Raw genomic sequence first — 20,338 nt, 5'->3', positions numbered from 1 at the left:
GTTAAACCGAAACTTGTTGCCATTCTAAGCGTTCGAGCGTGCGGGCGCGTTCTAGGGCACGCTCGAACGCTTCTATTTTTGGTTCGAGGGTGATGGGTTCGCCGATGTAACCTTGGACGGCTTCTTGGGTTTTTAAGCCGTTGCCGGTAATGTAGGCGACGGTAGTTTCGTCGGGGTCGATTTTACCTGCTTCTACGAGTTTCTTCAAGACTGCGATTGTCGTGCCACCTGCAGTTTCGGTGAAGATGCCTTCAGTTTCTGCTAGCAGTTTCATGCCTTCGATGATTTCGGTGTCGCTGACGGATTCGATGTTGCCACCTGTTTTGCGGGCGATGTCGAGGGCGTACATACCGTCGGCTGGATTGCCGATCGCGATCGACTTAGCAATTGTATTCGGTTTCACCGGTTTGACGAAATCGCGGCCTTCGCGGAAAGCTTGGGCGATGGGGGAACAGCCGTCAGCTTGGGCACCGCTGAATCTGACTTTCTTTTCATCCACTAAACCGACTTCGGTGAATTCTTGAAAGCCTTTGTAAATTTTTGTGAACAAAGAGCCGGAAGCGAGGGGAGCGACGATGTGATCGGGCAATTGCCAGCCTAGCTGTTCGGCCACTTCGTAGCCCAGGGTTTTCGAGCCTTCGGAATAGTAGGGACGCAAGTTGATATTGACAAATCCCCAGCCATGTGTATTGGCGACTTCGCAGCAGAGGCGGTTAACTTGGTCGTAGTTGCCGTGAACTGCCATGACCGTTGGATTGTAAATCAGAGTGCCTAGGACTTTGCCTGCTTCTAAGTCGGAGGGGATGAAGACTACGCAGTCGAGTCCGGCGTGGGCGGCGATCGCAGCGGTGGAGTTAGCTAAATTGCCGGTGCTGGCACAGGATACCGTTGTGAAACCCAATTCTCTGGCTCTGCTGAGGGCGACTGACACCACTCTGTCTTTGAAGCTGAGAGTGGGCATATTGACGGCATCGTTTTTAATATAAAGATTTTTTAGACCGAGGCGGCGGGCTAAGCGGTGGGATTTTAATAAAGGAGTCATGCCGGTGCCGACATCGATGACGTTATCTGTAGCGACTGGTAAAAATGCGCGGTAGCGCCAGATCGAGTTGGGGCCGGCTTGGATGGTTTGGCGAGTGACGGTGCGGCGGATGGCGTCGTAGTCGTACTTGACTTCAAGCGGGCCAAAACAGCAATCGCAGACGTGCTTTGCTTGGAGTTCGTACTCTTCGCCGCATTCTTTACATTTGAGGGCTGTGAAGGTTGCTGCTGTGGATTGGGTTCTGGTCGCCTGGGTCATAGCTCAACTCTCTAGTTTTGCGATGTTTTCTTATTCTTGTGCAAGATTAGCACGGTCAATTTACCCCGTCAACCATACCCGATTTTTTTAGTCGGGATTGATTTTTCAGTTAAACAGCGGTGTATTTAACTTTGATATTTTGGCGGGCGTCCCGCCCACCCCACAAGGATTTGACTTGTTTTCAGGATCTGGCTGGGAATCCAGATTGTCAGGTCAGCACGCGAGCCTGAGCGAACTCAAGGATGATTTGCCGGCGGAATTGTTACAAAACTTAATAAATATTTTTTGGGCTAACAATTGGGCAGTCGTGCGATCGAACACAACTACAAAACCTCCAATTTTTGATTGACCAACTTAGCCTACCCGCCGCTGACGGGAGGGATGAGGACAACTTCGTCGCCGTCTTGGAGGATGGTGTCGGGGGAGACGAATTCCAGGTTGAGGCCGAAGCGGGTGCGATCGCGCCATTGTTCTAATTGAGGATATTGGGCGATCGAGCTTTCGAGCACTTGAGACACAGGGGTTTCGGGAGGAAGTTCTAATGTAAGTTCTGAAACGCCGTAGGCTTCACCGAAGGCGGCGAACAGTTTAACGGTGATGGTAATTGAAGAGTCAGACACGGTAGTTTAGTGCGATCGACGGTTTGGCAATTATCAACTACACCATACAATTAATTAGGAATTAGGCGCGCCGAGGCTTAGAATTGAAAGCGGCAACCTCTAGTTAAGTTTTACCCCATCGGGTAAAGATGATAGTTGATTGCTGCAAAAAGTCTTAACAAGATTCTATGCCGATTGCTCTCACAACCAGGCGTTAGAAGCAGTTGGCATCCACTTAGATGCAGCTAGCTAAGGTCTAGTTGGCTGCTGTTGAGGCTCATGCGAGAATATTTTTTGAGGATGCGGTATAGATACTTTACGGTAATTGTGGGAGAGTACAAAAAGCTCGCACTACATTTAGCAGGCAACAACGCAAACCAGGCCCGGCCAACCCGCTTATCCTGACTAAAAATCAGGTTATTTAGTGCGGATTGGAATTGCCAAACCTTTGCCCTGCTTAGCAAGCTAGCCGTTATATCTAAGAAGAATACTGAAGTTAACGCGATAGAAATATATGGCAAGTAACGATTTTAAAGTGCTTCAAATTATTGAAGCTAAAGGCTGGTATGCCTTTGGGAGTACGAAGCAAAGCCAGCACGTTGAGAGATGGGTAAGACCTGTCGTGTGTTGGGTTTTAATAGAAGATAAAAAAAAGCGGCGGATTGTGACAGCTACCGCTAGCTATCAGATCCAGATTGACGACAAAGAAGTCGAGTTTTTTGCCCACGAAAGCGAAATTCAAGATCTGGAGAGTCTCCCGAAGTCTGTCTCGGTATCGGAATTTCTGAAAACAGAAGATTGAGAGAAGGACAGAAAGAGATCATTTAAGAAGTTATTAATTATTCCTTAGTGATTCCTTAAACTTGGTGTCGGATGCTATTTCAATTAGAGGCAGAAGCTCTAGATTGGGGAGAGGGGCAGATGCGGACATGGGGAGAATTTATAGTTTTGCCTTGCCTTCTGCATCTTGTACCCAATGCCTGAAGTAGCCCAAAAAATAAAGAGGCCGGAAGATTGCAGGCAATGCCAACACGCTTCCGACCTTGCTGAATAACAGGGTATGCATATGTTTTTAAAGTATGGCAGGGAGGCTTTTAAGATATCAAGAGGACTATTGCAATCACCCACTTTTGCTTTCAGGCTGTGTTGGCAAGGCTCCTATTATTTTAGAGTTAAAATTTGAAAATTGAGAGGGGGCGAGGGTTACAGGTTAAGGATTCTAGCTATTTATCTGTAGCCGGTGCTACAAAAAATCGTGGCATTGGCGGACGATCGCACATTCTCCCTAAATTGTTTGCACTCAAAGCTGAAAGTTCGATCGTCCGCTGTAACCGCTGCGACTTTAAACGCCACTAGCGACAGGTTCAGGCTTCTGCTTCGGCATCCGCCGCCCCAGCAGGGCCATCCGCACGCCGCCTGCAGGCCCTAAAGTCACCCCTCGGCGTTTGGCCTGTACGGGCTTGTTCTCGGCCAATACTAGGTCGAAATTCCGCAAAATAGTTCCCAGCACCAGTTTCATCTCCAACTGCGCCAGCGCCAAGCCGATACAGCGGCGGCTGCCGCCTCCAAAGGGCAAATACTCGTAAGGCGAGAATTGCCTCTCCAAAAACCGTTCCGGTTTAAATTGCAGCGGTTCTGGATACAAATCCTCCCGTCTGTGGGTCAAATAAATCGAGGCGAAAACAACCGTACCCGGTTCGAGTTGATGTCCCATCAGTTTCACGGGCGATCGTACCACTCGCGGAAACGTCAGCATTCCCACCGGGTAAATTCGCAGCGTCTCCTGACAAACTGCACTCAGATAAGGCAAGCGGGAAATCTCCATCGGGTCGAGATTTTCCCCCAAACTGTCCAATTCTTGCAGCAGCTTTTGGCGCACCGAGGGCAAACTGTGAATCCAGTAAAATGCCCAAGCTAGGGCCGTTGCTGTGGTTTCGTGGCCTGCAAACAGCAGGGTCATCAACTCGTCGCGCAATTCTTCATTCGTCATGGGTTGCCCGTTTTCGTCGCGCGCGGCCATCATTAAGCTGAGAATGTCGGTGCGGTTGGCATCAGGTTGCCGTCTGCGTTCTGCAATTTCGGCGTCCATGAGTTCGTTAATTTTCCGCTGCTGCTGTTTCATCCGTCCCCAAGGACTCCAGGGCCCCCAATCTTGCTGCATCCAGTCTAGAAACAGCATACTCGATCGTAAAGGAGAGCCGATCGTATCGATAATCGCAGCTAGCAGCGGGGACAGTTGCTGCAACCGCGGCCCGTCATCCAGGCCGAAGACAGCCTGCAAGATTACCCGCATGGTGATTTCTTGCATGGCGGTGCGGGCCGTAAAAGGTCGATCGACCGACCACTTGCTGGCAACATCTTGAGCGATATCGCAAATTAGTTGGCCGTAATTCCGCATCCGTTCCCCGTGAAAGGGCGGCATTAATAATTGCCGATCGCGTTTGTGCTTTTCTCCAGAGAGAACAATCATGGATTGTTCTCCCAGCAAGGGTTTAAGAATACCGTTGATATCGCCTGGAGCGTCAAAAGCTTTGCTGTTGAGCATTTCCTGGATCGCTTGCGGGTTGTGGATCATGACGAATGGTTTGAGGTTGCCCCATCTAGTCGTGAAAATCTCCCCGTACTTTTTGGCACATAGATCCAGGTATGTCAGCGGATCGCCAATCCATTGAATTAGCTGCACGAAGCGGGGGCTTTTGGGGCCGTCAGGTAGTGTCATAGAAATTGCGGTGTGTTTGTTACAGGGCTTGGGGAACATCAATACTTTTGGGCGCAGAAACCTCGCTCCTGGGGAGCTGTCCTGGTTAGAAAAACCCGTTTCTGGAGTTTTTGTGCGTAACTCGCGATCGACACAAATCACAGGCTTTGAACGTTTATTCAAAGTATCCGAACTCCGCTTTTTAACCGGAAATTTCGCAATAGGAGTTTCCCAAAAAATGCAACTGCAGGCAAACTCCTAACCCGGATAGCGAGCGGTCATTTCCAAGGGAAAATCGCCAATCGAAAATGGTATAAGTTCCATCTCCAATAATTTTAATAGATTATTCTCGAACCGTGCTCAAAATGTCCTCTCCAAGCTCTGTAAAACGAACAGTTTTGACTTGCCAAGGATCGTAACTGGTTAAAGTTTGGCGCACGCCCCCGAACAAACCTAACATCTGACAACTAGACAGATTTTGCAATTTCTGCCGGGAATTTCCCGAGGCTCGCAGATCCACGGTAGCTATTCCGAGGTCGCGATCGATCCTGAGCCGATAACCAACCAAGCCAAGACTAGCGAAAACCTGTTGCTTTAACACTTCATTAACAGCCGATGACATTAACTGGTTGTCTGGGCCTGTAACTGTTTCCGGCTTCAGAGTTTGACACAGATTGTCTACCTTATAAACCTTAATGGTGACAGTATTCTCTGCTCCTACCGAACTGCCTAAAACTGGGGCAACAGATTTAGAGAGCGAAGGTGCTTGAGTTGAGCGAGCATTAATTTGATTTCCCGTTAGCTGTAGGTGTAGGAACTGACGGGCGCTTGCTGTGGGTTGGCTCTGGTTTTCGGGCGAGTTAGCTGCATCTGAGCTAGAACAACTGCTAGCGCCGAGCAGAACTAATCCAGTTGCTAAATACCCCAACTGTTTGTAGATACGGTTCATAGTTTTTAATACTTTACTAAACGTCAGTGTATGGAGGGTGAACTTTGGTGGTAGAAAGCACTTAATTCCTGATTACACTCACTTAGAAGTATTTCTGGCAGTACGGAGAAGAAAACAAGTTAAGAGTTCTTGTTAATACCTTTAATTTAGAGTGATATTACGTAAGAGGGGTAAGACTATTCATTTTTACGGCCCTACCGTCTCCGTATCTCAGCAGATCGAGCTAGCGGCGCCGATCGCAAGTCATATCAAATACCTTGTCAGTGGTGTGATGTACCGTTGCAATTCGAGTCATCCCAATGTCTGAGGTGAAAAGCCTCTTTCCGGTTTGCGGCAGCCTGAGTTTGATTAGTAGTAAAGAGCACAGAATTTAGACTTGCGCGCGCATTTTAAGCTCGCCTTCGGGGCGGTTAGAGGTCATGCGCAAGTCGCGAACAATATCAGGACTTACGCATCAAGACCAAAGAAACCGGGTTTTTTAAGCAAGCATAAGGGCTGCAACGAAGTGTTTTCGTAAAAAAACTTGGTTTCTGGTCAAGTCGCGAATAACATAATTCCCAAGTCAGCGGATCTGTAATGAGCAGGCGCGTCAAGGGTGTTATCGCAGCATTTGGGAATTTTTGTGCCGCATCCCATCCAAAAGAGTGAAAACATTATGAAACAGCAATTATTGACAAAAGTTGTGGCGGCAACAGCGATCGCCCTCAGCGGCCTGACGGTTGCTTCTCAACCGAGTTACAGTCGGCTTGCACCGGGGGAAAGTGGATTTTGGTGCAGCACCTCGACCGGTGCGCCGGTGACGGTGTACCAAAACCGTCAAGGTGCCGTAGAGCCTTGGATTGAGTGGACTTCCGATTATTTCTCCGGTTCTGGCTACAATCCGATAACTCGGTGTCAATTAGTGAGTCAACGCCTGGAAACCTATCGCCGCAACCGGGTGCTGAAGTACATTACTGCGGGTCAGATGAACGGCCAAAATGTCATTTGCACGGCAAATCAAATCAACGGTCTGTGTCAAAATTTGATTTATACACTCAGGCCCGGCCAAGACCCGATCGGCTCTTTGTATAACTTGTTGGCTTGGCGCCAAGGACTGGTCGGGATGCCCTCTGTGGCTGAAAGTAGTAAAATTCCTTACATTGATGTCAGGGAAAAGCTAGGGGAAAACACTGCCGATGGGGCGGAACTGCCCCCTTTTTTCCCGCCGTCCGGACTGCCTTAAAGATTGGCAATTTTTCAATCCCATTGCCAATTCCGGCGGTGGATGTGGAAAACTTGGCGCGTCAAACAGCGGTACGCATCCAGACGGGGAAATCTTTTGGTTCGGGGACGATCGTCCGGCGGCAGGGGCAAACCTATACGGTGCTTACTAATTGGCACGTTGTGGCGATCGTCCGGGGCGATCGGACAATTGTCACCGGCGACGGCCTCCTCCACCAACCGCTGGGAGTTCCGAGGCGGCTGGGCGATACCGATCTGGCGAACGTTGAGTTTCGCAGCGCGATCGAGTATAAAGTAGCACCGATTAGCGCCGAGCCGGCAGCGGTGGGAGAGCCGCTGCTGGCGGCCGGATTCCCTGCCGGTGCTGAGGTGTTGGCTGTAGCGGGGGGGTTCGTAGAACTGCTGCTGCCCAAATCTTTGCCTCAAGGTTATAGCTTGGGTTATACAAATGAGGTTAAAATCGGTATGAGTGGTGGCCCAATTTTTAATGCCAAAGGTTTCTTGGTTGGGATTAACGGTCGAGGTAAGTATCGAGATCCAGATTTTGGAGTCTATGCTTTTGAAGATGGAAGTGAACCGACAACGGAATTATTGGAAAAAATGGTTAAATCCAGTTGGGGAATTCCTATCAGTATATATTTGCAGTTCGTCTCGTCTGATCTAGGGAGTTAGCGATGAATTCGTGGGGTTTGCGGTTTGACGCACTGACAATCATTTTGACCGGTGCAGTAACGGTGGCTGCGGTTGTCAGCCAACAATATGCTGCTTGTGCCAAAACACCCGAAGAAATTGCCCAGCTAGCGATGTTGACAACTGTGGAAGTCAACAACACGCTGGGTTTTTTTGCTAGTGGATCGGGAGTAATTATTGCCAAACAGGGTAATATTTACACTGTTCTGACAGCTAATCATGTGGTGGCAAGCCTCGCTCAAAAATACAGCATTCGCACTCATTTGGAGAAGGATTATGCTGCGATTAGAATACAGCGACTCCCGAAAAATGACCGGGATATAGACTTGGCTTTGATACAGTTTCAGAGCCGAGAACAGTATCCAGTAGCACCAATGGGCGAGTCAGAACGTGCTGTTGTCGGTTCTGCTATTTACGTTTCTGGCTATCCGCTGCCAATTTCGGGATTTGAACGAAAACTTGAGTTTACTGCTGGTATCATCTCTTCTCGCTTGGGCAGCGCCTCATCGGGGTACCGTCTGCGCTACCAAGCTGTAACCAGGCGCGGGATGAGCGGCGGGCCTGTGTTTGATGCTGATGGCAGGGTGGTAGGAATTCACGGTCAGGGGGATACTGTTGGCACAATTAGGAGTCAGTGGAACGGTCAGATTGAGGAGATAAAAACGGGGTTGAACGCGGCAATCCCAATCGATGCTTTTATGGCGTTGGTATCACAAAATAAGCGTAATGGCTTTGATATTCTCAGCAATCTTTCTCTCAGCAGCGCGTCGGGTCAAAACCAACCGAATCAGGTTTATGGAGGATTTGTGTGCGATACCTCGACGGGCGAGCCGGTGACTGTGTATCAAAATCCGCAAGGGTTCAGAGAGCCTTGGATTCGCTGGAATTCTAATTTCTTTTCAAGTTCTGGCTACGATCCTCTAACTCGCTGCCAACAAGTGACTCAGCGCCTTGAGAATTATAACCGAAATAAACAGCTAAATTATGTCACTGTGGGTATTGTAAATAACCAGAAAGCGATTTGCACGACTAGCCGCGTTAATGGGCCTTGCGAAGGTTTGATCTACACGCTGCGCCGCGATCAAGATCCAACTCCTGCACTTAGCAGTTTTTTTGTTTGGTTGGGGAATCAAAAGGCTGTGCCTTCTCTTTCTGAAAGCGGTACAGTGCTTTATATAGATGTCCGGGAACGGCTGGAACAATTTTAGATTTGAGATTTGAGATGGATTAGTAATGGGTAAACACAGAACCCCGACTTATGCAAAAAGTCGGGGTTCTCAAACAACTACTTATTAGCTGAAAAATAGAGATATTTTACTTATTTATCACTGACATAATAGAACTAATGATTTTTTGGAACACGGAAGCTATAAAATTACTCTTACATTAATCCAATTCAAGTTTTTCCGGTATCAAGCATGACAGCAACTACTCCGCAGGCAACGTCAACAACGCCCGCTTTTTGCGAAGGCATTCAATATTTTTCTGAAACAGTCCCTGGTTTTGAGACTTATGGAAAAGCACCTGCGATCGCCGAGGGGAACAAGTCGATCGCCGATCCTGCCGATCCCGTCGCCGTCTTTCAAACGATGCTGGGAGCAGACGCCCTGCGCTACCTGACACTGCAAGTCACCGCCAGCAAGGCATCGGGACATCCGGGGGGTTTTGCTAGCCAAGCTGAGGCTTATGCCGCTTTGGTGATGCTCGGACACAAGAACATTGTCACCGAAGTCGGCCATCACGCGCCGGGATTTTACAGTGCCATGTTTCTCGATCGATCTTTGGAGGATATGGGAATTGTTAACGTGCAGCAAGTGCGCGATAAATTCCGAGAAAAAGACGGTTTGTTAGGACATCTTTCCGGTTTCATTCCCGGCCTTTTAGCACCGGCGGGTCCCCTCGGACAAGGGCAGCATTTCGCAATGGCGGGAGCGCTTTTGCACCGCGAAAAACTGTTTGCTTTCACAATGGGCGACGGCGGTATGGGCGAACCCTATCCGATGAGCAGCATGGCGCATTTCCACACTGCTTATCCCAGCGTTACTAACTTTTTGCCTGTGTTGGTTTGGAATGGATATTCTCAGGAACATCACAGCATGGTTTCCACTAAAACTAATGCTGAAATGATTGCTTATTGGCAAGGCAACGGTTTTGAAGAAGTTATCTTAGTTGATGCTAAGGAATTTGACGATAAAAATCAACCGGAAGATTATGTTGACAGCACTGCTTTTTCGCTCGAACAGCGCATGGCATTTACCAAAGCTGTTTTACAAGGAGTTGACCAAGCGGCAAAATCGGCTCTCGGCGGCAAATTAACTGTGTTTATTATCAAACAGTTGAAAGGTGCCGGCGTCCACGCGCGCGGCGCAAAATCTCACAACCTTTATCCGAAAGATACGCTGGATGCTCCGCACATTATCAGTGCTTTAAAAGAACGCGCTTTGACTGCTGCTGCTTGGCAGTTGGTACGGACAAATGCTGAACGTGCGGGCGGCGGGCCGGCGGCGAAAACAGTTGTTACTGAGTTTACATTGCCGCTGGCAGATTTAGGCGAATTGCCTTTGGAAGAATTTGCAGTTGGGGGAGAAGCGAAAATTTCTACAACAGCAATGGGGGTTTTGGTGGGGAAAGTTGGCGAGCGCGATCGTACTTTTATTGTCACTAATGCTGACGGCAATGAAGCATCGGCAATTGCCAATATCAACCAAGCTCTCAAGATTATTCACCCGACGACAGATGACCTCTACAATCAATCGCCAAACGGTCAAGTTTACGAACCTTTGAGCGAAGATGCTTGCGCCGGTTTAGCCGTAGGTTTATCCCTATTTGGAGCGCGGAGTTTGTGGTGTTCCTACGAATCTTTTGCCATCAACGGTTTACCAATTTGGCAAACTGTAACCCAAGCAATGGCAGAATTGCGCCGTCCAACTCCGGCAACTGTCACCTTATTTACAGCGGGTGCATTGGAACAAGGCCGCAACGGTTGGACGCACCAGCGGCCGGAAATTGAGGCTTATTTTGCGGCGATGATGCGGAACGGAAATGTGTTTCCTTTGTTTCCACCGGACGCTAACAGCATTCAAGCTTGTTACGAGTGGGCTTTGACTGCTAAAAATAAGGGAGTTGTGATTACTGCGAGCAAGTCGCCGCTGCCAATTCGCACTACTTTTGAAGAGACTCGCCAAGGTTTGCAAGACGGTGCAATAGTGCTGCACGAAGTCGATTCTCCCCAAGCTCCCCACAATCAAGGAGAGAGCAAGAAAGTTGTGTTTGCTGTTGTCGGCGACATGACTTTAATGCCAGTTTTTGAAGCAGCGGCATTTTTGGAAACAGAAGGCATTGGAGTGCGGATTGTTTCTATTATCAATCCCCGGCGTTTGTACCGCCCAACAGACGTTGCTTGGGATACTTGTTCGGAAGCTGACGGCGGCTTTTTGAGCGATGAGAAATTTGCCGAAATGTTTGGTGGAGATGCTTTGATTGGCGTGACAGGCGGTGCTTCTGGGATGTTGGAACCTGTGATGCTCCGCAGCAATTGCCAGCGGGATACTTTCGCTTGGAAGCGGGGGGAAACTACTGCTAGTGCTGGTCAATTAATGGCGTTTAACGGGTTGACTGCTGAGGCGTTGACTAAAAGGGCGATCGAGCTAGTTCATTAAGTTAGAATGTGAGTGAATGCCCCTGCCTGGTTTGTGCTGGGTAGGGGCTAGCAATATTTAAAATAAAATGGTGATACCTGTGACTGCACAACTTTTAGAAGAAATAGCTACGCTTGGCGAACAGCGATTGATTCTCCCTAGTTATTATAGTTGGGAGCAATTTGAGGCGATCGAATCTTTGATGGCCGACTCTCCGGGTTTACGGATAACTTATCTTGATGGGTGGATCGAGTTTATGACAGTGGGCGAAGAACATGAAACCTTTAAAAAAGCGCTCGCTATATTACTGGAAGCATACTTTTTTGAACTTGGAATTGAATTCTTTCCTGTAGGGAGTGCAACTCGCAGAGACCGGGCAAGAGATGTATCATTTGAACCAGACGAGTCTTATTATATAGGTTCAAGAAAAGAGCATCCCGATTTAGCCGTGGAAGTAACGATTACTAGCGGTAGCACAAATAAACTAGCTAAATATCTGCGACTTCGCATTGCTGAAGTTTGGTTTTGGGAAAATAATCGGCTTGCTGTCTATCGGCTGCGCGAGGATGATTACGAGCAAGTTTCAAGAAGTGAGTTTTTGCCGGAGTTGAATTTAGAATTGTTGGTACGCTGCGTTTTAATGCCTTCAATAATTGAGGCAAGGACAGAGTTTCTTAATGGGGTTAGGCAAGTGGGTTGAATGCTGAGGAGTTGGTAAAAAGTGCGATCGTCTACGAGGGCTTCGCTAACGGCTTGAAAGTTACTAAATTATTCCTATCTCTCTTCCTTCATCTGCGTGAATCTGCGTCAATCCATTGTCATCTGCGGTTAAAAATTTCTCTTTTTTTAACCGCAGATGAGGGCAGATAAACACAGATTAACGCAGATGGATCATCTCAATTCCGGTTGCACGATCGGTGATTTTTTGCTGTTGACTAGGTTTGACGCCCGACGATGCTACCGGATTTGATATGATAGGATTCTAGAGCTATACGTGCAGCTTTAACCTAATGCTGAGAAGATAATTTATTCTGAACTTTTTCCGGGTTGGCTGTTAAGTAAGTTTGCTTTGTTAGCTGGGAATGTAGCGATAGTGCTAGAGGTTGTGCTGCGACGGGACATCAATATTGTGTGAAATATCTATCTTAATTTTATTGGTTTTTTTCCCCGCAAGCCATCAACCAAAAACTCATCATCGATCGATCGCCCGCAGCGACAAACTCATCCCGCGAAACCAGATAGCTTTTTATTTCCGACTCAGAAATCACCCCCTGTTTGACCATTTGCAAAATGGGGCCGGAGTCAAGCAAAGGTTGAAACGCCTCAATTCCAATGATATCGCTGTGGCTGACAACCGCTTCTAAATCAACGCTAACAAACCCAGCTTCTTTGAGAATACGGCACAGATTTCGCCCGACGCATAAATTGCCGCCCCGCGATGCCATTACCTGCTTGAATTTTTCCCTGACAATCTCGACTGACCAAGGTGGATTTGTCAGCCAAAACAGATCCGCATCGCTATCGATAATCACCAGTTTGCCGCCGGGTTTCAAGATGCGGAATATTTCTCTAGCTGCTGCGACGGGATCTGGGAGGTGAACGAACAGCAAACGCGCGATCGCAAAATCAAAAGTGTTATCATCCAAACCAGTATCCGCAACCGATGCTTGGATGCGATTTACTCGCTCGCCCCCTTTGTCCTGCAAATATGCTACTGCTTTTTCGTGCAGTACCGGGTCAATTTCTACCGCTGTTATCGAACTGTTTGGCAGCAATTCTAACAGTTTTTCGGTGAAAAATCCCGGCCCGCTACCCGCTTCCAAAACATTCATCCCGTCGGCTAAACCGAACCACTTTAAAGTGCGCGCTTCCTTTTCCCAACTGAGGAGAACTTGAGCTTTTAACCGCTGAATTTCTTCCTCAAATTCCAGATTGTACGTACTGGCTTGATACGAACCTTCGGCTGCCATAAAATCATCTTTCTTCTTGCTTGGACACCTAGATTATAATAGAACTGCGCTTTAGCGCAATTCTCGTTGCGGACATCCACAACCTCAGTTGGCGGACAGATGCAGGACGGGAGCCAGGTAATTCCTCTATAGTAAGAAGATGACCGAGACGATTTTAGATTTTGGATTTGGGATTTTGAATGAGAATTTCAGCGGTTTAAAGCCCTTAGTTTCAACTAGGTCACAAATCGAAAATCGTAAATCCCAAATCTAAAATGGGTTGACGGATTACCTAAACTGACGATGTTGTGTGGGAACGAATCAACTATGCCCCAGACTTTACCTCAACCGCAGAAACGAACATTTTTAGTCGTGGATGACCATGCGATGGTGTTAGGCGGCACGCTTAACATTCTGAAGCAAGAATATCCAGAGGCAGACATTCTGACGGCTTCGACGGCTCAGGCAGCCCTTGAGCAAATAGCGCAGACGACCCCGGATTTGGTGATTGTGGATCTGGTGATGCCAGAGACGATCGGCGAAATAGCGCAAGTGAATTCAGGGCTTCAACTCCTCAAAACGTTGATGGACCAGTATCCGAGTCTGAATATTGTGGTGCAGAGTGCCCATGTTCGGACTTTAGTTTGGCTGAAACCGTCGATCGACAATCACATGGGCGGCTTCACAGTTGTCGATAAGAGCCAGCCGATGAAAGAGTTGCTGGCAATGGTTGATTGGGCCCTGCACGAGCGGATTTATACACCCAAAGAGATCCGCAACGGGCTGCAACTCAAACCCGCCTGGATGCAGGTGTTGCAATTTGCTTTTCAAGAGAGCTTGCAGGATACTGCGATCGCCAAACGGATGAATGTTTCTGAACGCACTGTGCAGTGTTACTGGACTAAGATTCGAGATGTGCTAGATGTGCATACCGAAGATGATAAGAATCTGCGGATTCAAACGGAAGTGCGAGCTAGGGAACAAGGATTGATTGATTAGTGAAGCGCGATCGATGGCAAGCAGTGAAAGCGGGCGTCACGACTTGGGGACGAGGAGCGCTTCCAGGGGCGATGGTGATTGTCGGTGTGACGATCGCTCGATTGACCGGTGCGCTTCAGTTTTTGGAGTTGGTGACGTTCGATCGATTTCTGCGGCTGCGTCCCCCTGAGCCAATAGATGAAAGGATTGTAATCGTAAGTATCACCGAGGAAGATATTCAACGCGCGAGAACTTATCCGATTCCCGATCGCGAAATTGCCGATTTGCTTAAACGCTTGCAGGCCTATCAACCGATCGCGATCGGGCTGGATATTGTCCGCGATATTCCGGTTGAACCGGGTAATGCCGAACTAACATCGGTGTTTCGCAGCAGCAAGAATACGATCGGAGTGGAGATTGCCCTGCCCGATCGCAGTGGCTTTATCGTCGCACCTCCGCCCGCGCTACCACCAGAACAAATTGGCTTTGCAGATACCGTTCTGGATGCCGACGGCTATCAGCGCCGCAGTTTATTGGGCGCTCACAACCCCCAGCAGGAATACCGTTTTTCGTTTTCCCTGCGACTGGCGGAACGCTATCTCGCCACAAAAGGTATTGCGTTAGAAAATGGCATCCACGATCGCGATGCCTTGCGGTTTGGTAATACTGAGTTAACCAGGCTTCAACCCAATTCTGGCGGATATGTGGGGGCGGATGCAGGCGGCAACCAGATTTTGCTGAATGTTCGCAGCGGGACAATGCCGTTTCGCGTGCTTTCTCTCTCGCAAATCAAATCGGGACAGGTCAACCCGGATTGGATTCGAGGCAAAATTGTGTTGATTGGGATGATGTCTTTTAGCGCGAAGGATCAGGCAAGTTCGGGTGCGATCGCAGGCATCAATCCCGGACGGATTTACGGAGTCGAAATGCAGGCCCACGCCACCAGCCAGATTATTAGCGCGGTGCTCGATCGCCGATCGTTGCTTCGGGTTTGGGCGGATGGCTGGGAAATGCTCTGGATTGGGGTCTGGGGACTCTTGGGGATGAGTTTGGGGCGATTTCTGCGATCGCCCTGGAAAATTTTGTTGGGGATCTTAATCGCCAGTATCAGCCCGCTCGGGATATGTTACGGGTTAATTCTGTTGGGGTGGTGGGTGCCGATCGTACCTGTGTTGTTGGTGCTGGTGTTGAATGGGGCTGGCTTGATGGCAGCGTTTTTTTATCGCCACGAACAGGAACTCCGACTGCGGTTAGAGGAACGTCAATTTGCGATCGAGCAGACGTTTAATGCGATTCATAGCGGCCCGTTACAAACATTGGTGGGAATTTTGAGAACCGCTCAGGGACAAGCCACACCGTCGCCATTTTTACCGGATTTGCAACGCCTGAATGAAGAATTACGGGCAGTTTACGGATCGGTGCAGCGAGATGCGATCGCAGATGAACCGCATCTTCGCATGGGAAGTGCGATCGAATTGGCCCTGCAGGCCCCGTTGCATGAATTGCTCTACAAGATCTATTGCAACACGCTAGAACAAGAACTGCCCCACCTCACAACGATCCCAGTCAAAATTGTGCAGTTCGATCCCTTGAACACCTTGCATCTGCGGTTGGAACACAAGCGAGCACTCTGCCGCTTTCTGGAAGAAGCGCTCTGCAATGTGGGGAAACACGCGATCGAAGCCACTCGCTTGACCGTAATTTGCACTCAGGAGGGCGATCGGCAGGTGATTCGGGTGGCGGATAATGGCAGGGAGAACCCGTCTGACGCCGAAGCGCTGAGTTCCGGTGAAACGAACTGGGACAGGGAGACAACTCAATATCTAAACTCTAAACTCCAACCTTCAGGATTAGGAACGGAATTGGCAAACAATTTAGCGAAACAATTAGGGGGAACATTTCGGCGCTTCGCAAATGTACCGAGGGGGACAGTGTGCGAGTTAACTTGGTCAGCCAAGCGGCGCTGGTTCTGGTAATTGGTTCCTCAGAGTTAGCATCAGAATTATTCATCTATCTCTTCTTTTCCTCTGTGTTCTCTGCGTTCTCTGCGGTTAAATCATTCCGATCCAACTGGAATTGATATCACACTTGCTATATCTTTGCGCTTTCCCGCAAACGAAGCTTGCGGGCAGTCCTCTATTGTGTTTGTGTATTGTTGATTACTGTAGAAATAGTTACAGAGGGGATTGCGATGATGACTCACGGATTGAAGCGTCGAACCATTTACTCTGCGGGCATTGCGAGTTTAATGCTGAGTGTTTCGCTCTCTCTCGCTCCTGTAGCGCTGGCAAAATACACTCCTCCTCAAGACCCTTCTCAACCGAAAGATACGGGGACGAATACCACTCGCGGCGGCAGTTGCGAAGCTAATTCACCAGCGATATTGACTGCGTTGGTGCCGTTTAGTCATGTGGGACAGACGATTTCTGGGCATCCCACCTTTACCTGGTTTGTACCCGATCGCACTTCTCGTCCGTTGCAATTGAGGCTGTTTTCTCGATCGGGACAACTGCTTTACAGAACCGAGATGCAGAGTCAGCCAGGAATCATGTCGGTTGCTTTGCCCTCAAATCTGCCCCAACTGTCGATCGGGCAATCCTATCAGTGGCAAGTGGTGTTGGTGTGCGATCCGAATGTTCCTTCGAGGAATGTGGTGGCGGCGGCAGAAATCCAAGTCGTTGGGCCTGCGGCGTCGTTGCAGACTCAACTTGCAGCGGCGCAAACTCCCCAACAGCGGATCGACCTGTATGCCCAGGCAGGGCTGTGGTATGACGCGATCGCAGAAGCGCGCAAAGCTTCCGAGACTTCTCAAAGCCAAGCGGCTGTGCTGGAATTGCTAGATGCTCTCGCTAGTTCGGAAGCTGAACCTTTGAAAGACTGGAGCGATCGCTTGAAGCAAATTAGGGCGATCGAACAACAGCGACAACCCACTCAAGCAAAACCCTAAAATCCCATGCAGCCTTTCTCGCTAACACTGTTTAAATCTAGCAATCGTAAAGTGCGATCGGGCTTCCTTTTTCCCCTCGCTTTTTGCTTTTTATCTGTTGCTTTTTATATTCCCGCGTACTCTCCAGTTCCGGCTAGTGCCCAGGCGATCGAGGTTAGTGAAGCAGAGGGCGATCGGCTGTTTCAGCAGGGGATTCAACAAATTCAGACTGGGCAATTCCCAGCAGCGCTGAATTCCTGGCAACAGGCACTGCAAATTTATCGCGCGCTCAAAAACCGCCAAGGTGAGGGTACGGCACTGGGCAGTTTGGGAGTCGCTTACAGTTTTCTGGGCAACAATGCCAAAGCCATTGAGTATGGGCAGCAGAGTTTAGCCATCGCTCGCGAAATTAAAGACCGCCAAAGTGAAGGGAATGCACTGGGCAATTTGGGAGTCGCTTACAAATCTCTGGGCAACTATGGCAAAGCCATTGAGTATATACAGCAACAGTTAGCCATCGCCCGCGAAATTAAAGACCGCCAAAGTGAAGGGAATGCACTGGGCAATTTGGGAGGTGCTTACCACTCTCTGGGCAACTATGGCAAAGCCATTGAGTATATACAGCAGAAGTTAGCCATCGCCCGCGAAATTAAAGACCGCCAAAGTGAAGGGAATGCACTGGACAAGTTGGTAGTCGCTTACTCCTCTCTGGGCAACTATGGCAAAGCCATTGAGTATATACAGCAGAGTTTAGCCATCGTCCGCGAAATTAAAGACCGCCAAAGTGAAGGTGTGGCACTGGGCAATTTGGGAAGTGCTTACCGCTCTCTGGGCAACTCGGCCAAAGCCATTGACTATGCACAGCAGAGCTTAGCGATCGCCCGTGAAATTAAAGACCGCCTTGGGGAGGGTGTGGCACTGGGGAATTTGGGATTCACTTACATCAATCTGGGCAACTATGCCAAAGCCATTGAGTATGCACAGCAACATTTAGCCATCGCCCGTGAAATTAAAAACCGCCTTGGGGAGGGTGTGGCACTGGGGAATTTGGGAAACGCTTACCGGTCTCTGGGCAACTATGCTCAAGCCATTGAGTATTTACAGCAACATTTAGCCATCGCCCGCGAAATTAAAGACCGCCAAGGGGAAGGTAATGCACTGGGCAGTTTGGGAGTCGCTTACCGGTCTCTGGGCAACTATGCTCAAGCCATTGAGTATTTACAGCAATATTTAGCCATCACCCGCGAAATTAAAGACCGCCTTGGGGAGGGTAATGCACTGCGCAATTTGGGAGGTGCTTACGTCTATTTGGGCAACTATGGCAAAGGAATTGAGTATTCACAACAGAGTTTAGCCATCGCCCGTGAAATTAAAGACCGCCTTGAGGAAGGTTCAGCACTGGGCAATTTGGGAATCGCTTACCGGTCTCTGGGCAACTATACTCAAGCCATTGAGTATTTACAGCAATATTTAGCCATCGCCCGCGAAATTAAAGACCGCCGAGGAGAAGGTATAGCACTGGGCAGTTTGGGAAACGCTTACATCAATCTGGGCAACTATGCCAAAGCCATTGAGTATTTACAGCAATATTTAGCCATCGCCCGCGAAATTAAAGACCGCCGAGGAGAAGGTGCAGCACTGGGCAGTTTGGGAATCGCTTACCGGTCTCTGGGCAACTCGGCCAAAGCCATTGACTATGCACAGCAGAGCTTAGCCATCGACCGCGAAATTCAAAACCGTTACGGGGAAGGTAATACACTGGGCAATTTGGCAATTGCTTACTTCTATTTGGGCAACTATGCCAAAGCCATTGACTATGCACAGCAACAGTTAGCGATCGCCCGCGAAATTCAAAACCGCGACGGGGAGGGTTTGGCGCTCAACAACCTCGGAGCGGCGTTCTTGAAAGCTGGCAACCCAACAGAGTCTGAAAAAATGCTTGTGAATGCGATTCAAGTTTGGGAATCGATGCGGCAAATGCTCGGCTCCAACGACGCGAATAAAGTCTCCATCTTTGAAGAACAAGCTCGCACTTATCGGACTTTACAACAAGTCCGGGTGGCTCAGAATAACCCCAATGCCGCGTTAGAAATTGCCGAACGGGGGCGTGCCCGTGCCTTTGTCGATCTCCTGACACAGCGACTATCATCTGATTCTGCCAATCCGGTTATCGCCACTGCTCCCAACCAGGATCAAATCCGCCAAATCGCCAAAGCACAGAACGCCACTTTGGTGCAGTATTCGATCGTCTATGACAACTTTCAGATTCAGGGAAAAAGCGAACCGCGAGAATCCGCGATTTACATTTGGGTGATTCAACCGACGGGCGAGATCGCGTTCCGCGAGGTAGACCTCAAACCCCTCTGGCAAAAACACAACGCCTCCCTAGCCAGCTTGATCGTGGGCAATCAAGAATTCCTGGCTGTTCGCAGTCGCAGCAGTTTTGGCTCTACCCAACCCCAACCCAACTTACCGACACTGCATCAACTGCTGATCGATCCCATTGCTAGTCTCCTCCCCAAAGATCCCAATGCCCACGTCATTTTCATTCCTCAACGTTCCCTGTTCCAAGTGCCTTTCCCCGCCCTGCAAGATGCCAACGGCACTTACTTAATCGAAAAACACACCATTCTTACCGCCCCTTCGATTCAAGTATTGGATTTGACTCGACAACAACGACAGAAGCTAGCACAGAAGCAATCCAACAGCGGCAGGGCTCTAGTCTTGGGCAATCCCACGATGCCGAGTGTGTCTCTCTCTTTGGGAGAGCCCAAACAGCAATTGTCTCCTCTACCTGGGGCTGAAGCCGAAGCTAGAGCGATCGCCCCGATGCTCAACACCCAAGCCATCACAGGCGCTCAAGGGACAAAAGCTGCGATCGTCCAAAAAATGCCCCAAGCATCGATTATTCACTTAGCAACGCATGGATTGCTGGATGATGTAAACGGATTGGGAAGTGCGATCGCTATGGCTCCTTCTGGTAGCGATGACGGCTTATTGACCGCAGAAGAGATTTTCGACATGAAACTGCAAGCAAGCTTAGTCGTTTTAAGTGCCTGCAACACTGGAGAAGGCAGAATTACCGGGGATGGGGTGATTGGCTTGTCGCGCGCTTTGATTTCGGCAGGCGTTCCCAGCGTGATTGTTTCTTTATGGTCAGTTCCCGATGCGCCGACATCCGAATTGATGCAGTCGTTTTATCAAAACTTGCAAAATAATCCCGACAAAGCACAGGCATTGCGGCAGGCAATGTTAACTACGATGAAAACCCATCCTGGGCCGCGAAATTGGGCGGCATTTACTTTAATTGGGGAGGCCGAGTAAGTTTTTATGAATAGCGCGATCGGATCAAGGTTTTTATCCTAAATTTTATCCTAAATTTTATCAATT

At 49.1% G+C, this 20,338-nt stretch carries 16 protein-coding genes; 11 read left to right on the top strand and 5 right to left on the bottom strand.

Annotated features, from left to right (window positions below):
• Window position 1: 1 nt before the first annotated feature.
• On the bottom strand, window positions 2-1,300 hold the full coding sequence (gene thrC / locus QUA20_RS13820) for a threonine synthase (RefSeq protein ID WP_172188037.1): 1,299 nt from the start codon (window positions 1,298-1,300) through the stop codon (window positions 2-4).
• Window positions 1,301-1,659: 359 nt separating this feature from the next.
• Complete coding sequence (locus QUA20_RS13815; protein ID WP_172188039.1) at window positions 1,660-1,920, bottom strand: MoaD/ThiS family protein; 261 nt, start codon at window positions 1,918-1,920, stop codon at window positions 1,660-1,662.
• 493 nt (window positions 1,921-2,413) lie between these two features.
• Between QUA20_RS13815 and QUA20_RS13810 the strand changes: the two genes are divergently transcribed.
• Together QUA20_RS13810 and QUA20_RS13805 are read left to right on the top strand one after the other, a co-directional pair.
• Window positions 2,414-2,701, top strand: coding sequence for a hypothetical protein (locus QUA20_RS13810; protein ID WP_172188041.1), 288 nt, complete (start codon window positions 2,414-2,416; stop codon window positions 2,699-2,701).
• A gap of 377 nt (window positions 2,702-3,078) precedes the next feature.
• Window positions 3,079-3,255 (top strand): hypothetical protein, encoded by a 177-nt coding sequence (locus QUA20_RS13805; protein WP_333189378.1) that lies wholly within the window; start codon window positions 3,079-3,081, stop codon window positions 3,253-3,255.
• Here the strand turns inward: QUA20_RS13805 and QUA20_RS13800 are convergent.
• Together QUA20_RS13800 and QUA20_RS13795 are read right to left on the bottom strand one after the other, a co-directional pair.
• Window positions 3,242-4,618, bottom strand: a complete 1,377-nt coding sequence (locus QUA20_RS13800; protein ID WP_333189377.1) for a cytochrome P450 — start codon at window positions 4,616-4,618, stop codon at window positions 3,242-3,244. The two genes, QUA20_RS13805 and QUA20_RS13800, sit on opposite strands and share 14 nt — an antisense overlap.
• Before the next feature lie 322 nt (window positions 4,619-4,940).
• Window positions 4,941-5,546: a hypothetical protein gene (locus QUA20_RS13795; protein ID WP_333189376.1), complete on the bottom strand. Its 606-nt coding sequence runs from the start codon at window positions 5,544-5,546 to the stop codon at window positions 4,941-4,943.
• A gap of 655 nt (window positions 5,547-6,201) precedes the next feature.
• On the opposite strand from QUA20_RS13795, the gene QUA20_RS13790 reads away from it, so the two are divergent.
• The 5 genes from QUA20_RS13790 (at window position 6,202) to QUA20_RS13770 (ending at window position 11,795) form a co-directional block, all read left to right on the top strand.
• The gene (locus QUA20_RS13790; RefSeq protein WP_333189375.1) at window positions 6,202-6,768 is read left to right on the top strand and encodes a COP23 domain-containing protein; all 567 of its coding nucleotides are present in this window, start codon (window positions 6,202-6,204) and stop codon (window positions 6,766-6,768) included.
• Window positions 6,769-6,791: 23 nt separating this feature from the next.
• Window positions 6,792-7,439, top strand: coding sequence for a serine protease (locus QUA20_RS13785; RefSeq protein ID WP_333189374.1), 648 nt, complete (start codon window positions 6,792-6,794; stop codon window positions 7,437-7,439).
• Between the two features lie 2 nt (window positions 7,440-7,441).
• The gene (locus tag QUA20_RS13780; RefSeq protein ID WP_333189373.1) at window positions 7,442-8,665 is read left to right on the top strand and encodes a COP23 domain-containing protein; all 1,224 of its coding nucleotides are present in this window, start codon (window positions 7,442-7,444) and stop codon (window positions 8,663-8,665) included.
• Window positions 8,666-8,875: 210 nt separating this feature from the next.
• Window positions 8,876-11,116: a phosphoketolase gene (locus QUA20_RS13775; protein WP_333189372.1), complete on the top strand. Its 2,241-nt coding sequence runs from the start codon at window positions 8,876-8,878 to the stop codon at window positions 11,114-11,116.
• Window positions 11,117-11,183: 67 nt separating this feature from the next.
• Window positions 11,184-11,795 (top strand): Uma2 family endonuclease, encoded by a 612-nt coding sequence (locus QUA20_RS13770; RefSeq protein ID WP_445304673.1) that lies wholly within the window; start codon window positions 11,184-11,186, stop codon window positions 11,793-11,795.
• Window positions 11,796-12,246: 451 nt separating this feature from the next.
• Here QUA20_RS13770 and QUA20_RS13765 read toward each other — a convergent pair whose 3' ends face one another.
• On the bottom strand, window positions 12,247-13,065 hold the full coding sequence (locus QUA20_RS13765) for a methyltransferase domain-containing protein (protein ID WP_333189371.1): 819 nt from the start codon (window positions 13,063-13,065) through the stop codon (window positions 12,247-12,249).
• Window positions 13,066-13,371: 306 nt separating this feature from the next.
• Here QUA20_RS13765 and QUA20_RS13760 point away from each other — a divergent pair, with 306 nt between their 5' ends.
• From QUA20_RS13760 to QUA20_RS13745, 4 genes are all read left to right on the top strand, one after another.
• Window positions 13,372-14,043, top strand: a complete 672-nt coding sequence (locus QUA20_RS13760; protein ID WP_333189370.1) for a response regulator transcription factor — start codon at window positions 13,372-13,374, stop codon at window positions 14,041-14,043.
• Complete coding sequence (locus QUA20_RS13755; protein ID WP_333189369.1) at window positions 14,043-15,998, top strand: CHASE2 domain-containing protein; 1,956 nt, start codon at window positions 14,043-14,045, stop codon at window positions 15,996-15,998. The genes QUA20_RS13760 and QUA20_RS13755 overlap by 1 nt, the downstream gene beginning before the upstream one ends.
• Window positions 15,999-16,177: 179 nt before the next feature.
• Entirely contained in the window at window positions 16,178-16,969 is a 792-nt protein-coding gene (locus QUA20_RS13750) for a DUF928 domain-containing protein (RefSeq protein ID WP_333189367.1), read from the top strand.
• A gap of 6 nt (window positions 16,970-16,975) precedes the next feature.
• Window positions 16,976-20,272, top strand: a complete 3,297-nt coding sequence (locus tag QUA20_RS13745) for a tetratricopeptide repeat protein (protein WP_333189366.1) — start codon at window positions 16,976-16,978, stop codon at window positions 20,270-20,272.
• Window positions 20,273-20,338 lie beyond the last annotated feature (66 nt).

It is taken from the genome of Microcoleus sp. Pol7_A1 (assembly GCF_036701085.1).
In the GTDB taxonomy this organism is placed as follows: Bacteria; Cyanobacteriota; Cyanobacteriia; order Cyanobacteriales; family Microcoleaceae; genus Microcoleus; species Microcoleus asticus.
Note: the sequence above shows the minus strand (reverse complement) of the source record. Positions and strands in the feature narration are given on the sequence as shown.

What these genes read in the sequence shown, in the direction of transcription:
- thrC (WP_172188037.1), bottom strand. Translation starts at nt 1,300, where the DNA reads ATGACCCAGGCGACCAGAACCCAATCCACAGCAGCAACCTTCACAGCC.
- QUA20_RS13810 (WP_172188041.1), top strand. Translation starts at nt 2,414, where the DNA reads ATGGCAAGTAACGATTTTAAAGTGCTTCAAATTATTGAAGCTAAAGGC.
- QUA20_RS13800 (WP_333189377.1), bottom strand. Translation starts at nt 4,618, where the DNA reads ATGACACTACCTGACGGCCCCAAAAGCCCCCGCTTCGTGCAGCTAATT.
- QUA20_RS13795 (WP_333189376.1), bottom strand. Translation starts at nt 5,546, where the DNA reads ATGAACCGTATCTACAAACAGTTGGGGTATTTAGCAACTGGATTAGTT.
- QUA20_RS13790 (WP_333189375.1), top strand. Translation starts at nt 6,202, where the DNA reads ATGAAACAGCAATTATTGACAAAAGTTGTGGCGGCAACAGCGATCGCC.
- QUA20_RS13780 (WP_333189373.1), top strand. Translation starts at nt 7,442, where the DNA reads ATGAATTCGTGGGGTTTGCGGTTTGACGCACTGACAATCATTTTGACC.
- QUA20_RS13775 (WP_333189372.1), top strand. Translation starts at nt 8,876, where the DNA reads ATGACAGCAACTACTCCGCAGGCAACGTCAACAACGCCCGCTTTTTGC.
- QUA20_RS13770 (WP_445304673.1), top strand. Translation starts at nt 11,184, where the DNA reads ATGGTGATACCTGTGACTGCACAACTTTTAGAAGAAATAGCTACGCTT.
- QUA20_RS13765 (WP_333189371.1), bottom strand. Translation starts at nt 13,065, where the DNA reads ATGGCAGCCGAAGGTTCGTATCAAGCCAGTACGTACAATCTGGAATTT.
- QUA20_RS13760 (WP_333189370.1), top strand. Translation starts at nt 13,372, where the DNA reads ATGCCCCAGACTTTACCTCAACCGCAGAAACGAACATTTTTAGTCGTG.
- QUA20_RS13745 (WP_333189366.1), top strand. Translation starts at nt 16,976, where the DNA reads ATGCAGCCTTTCTCGCTAACACTGTTTAAATCTAGCAATCGTAAAGTG.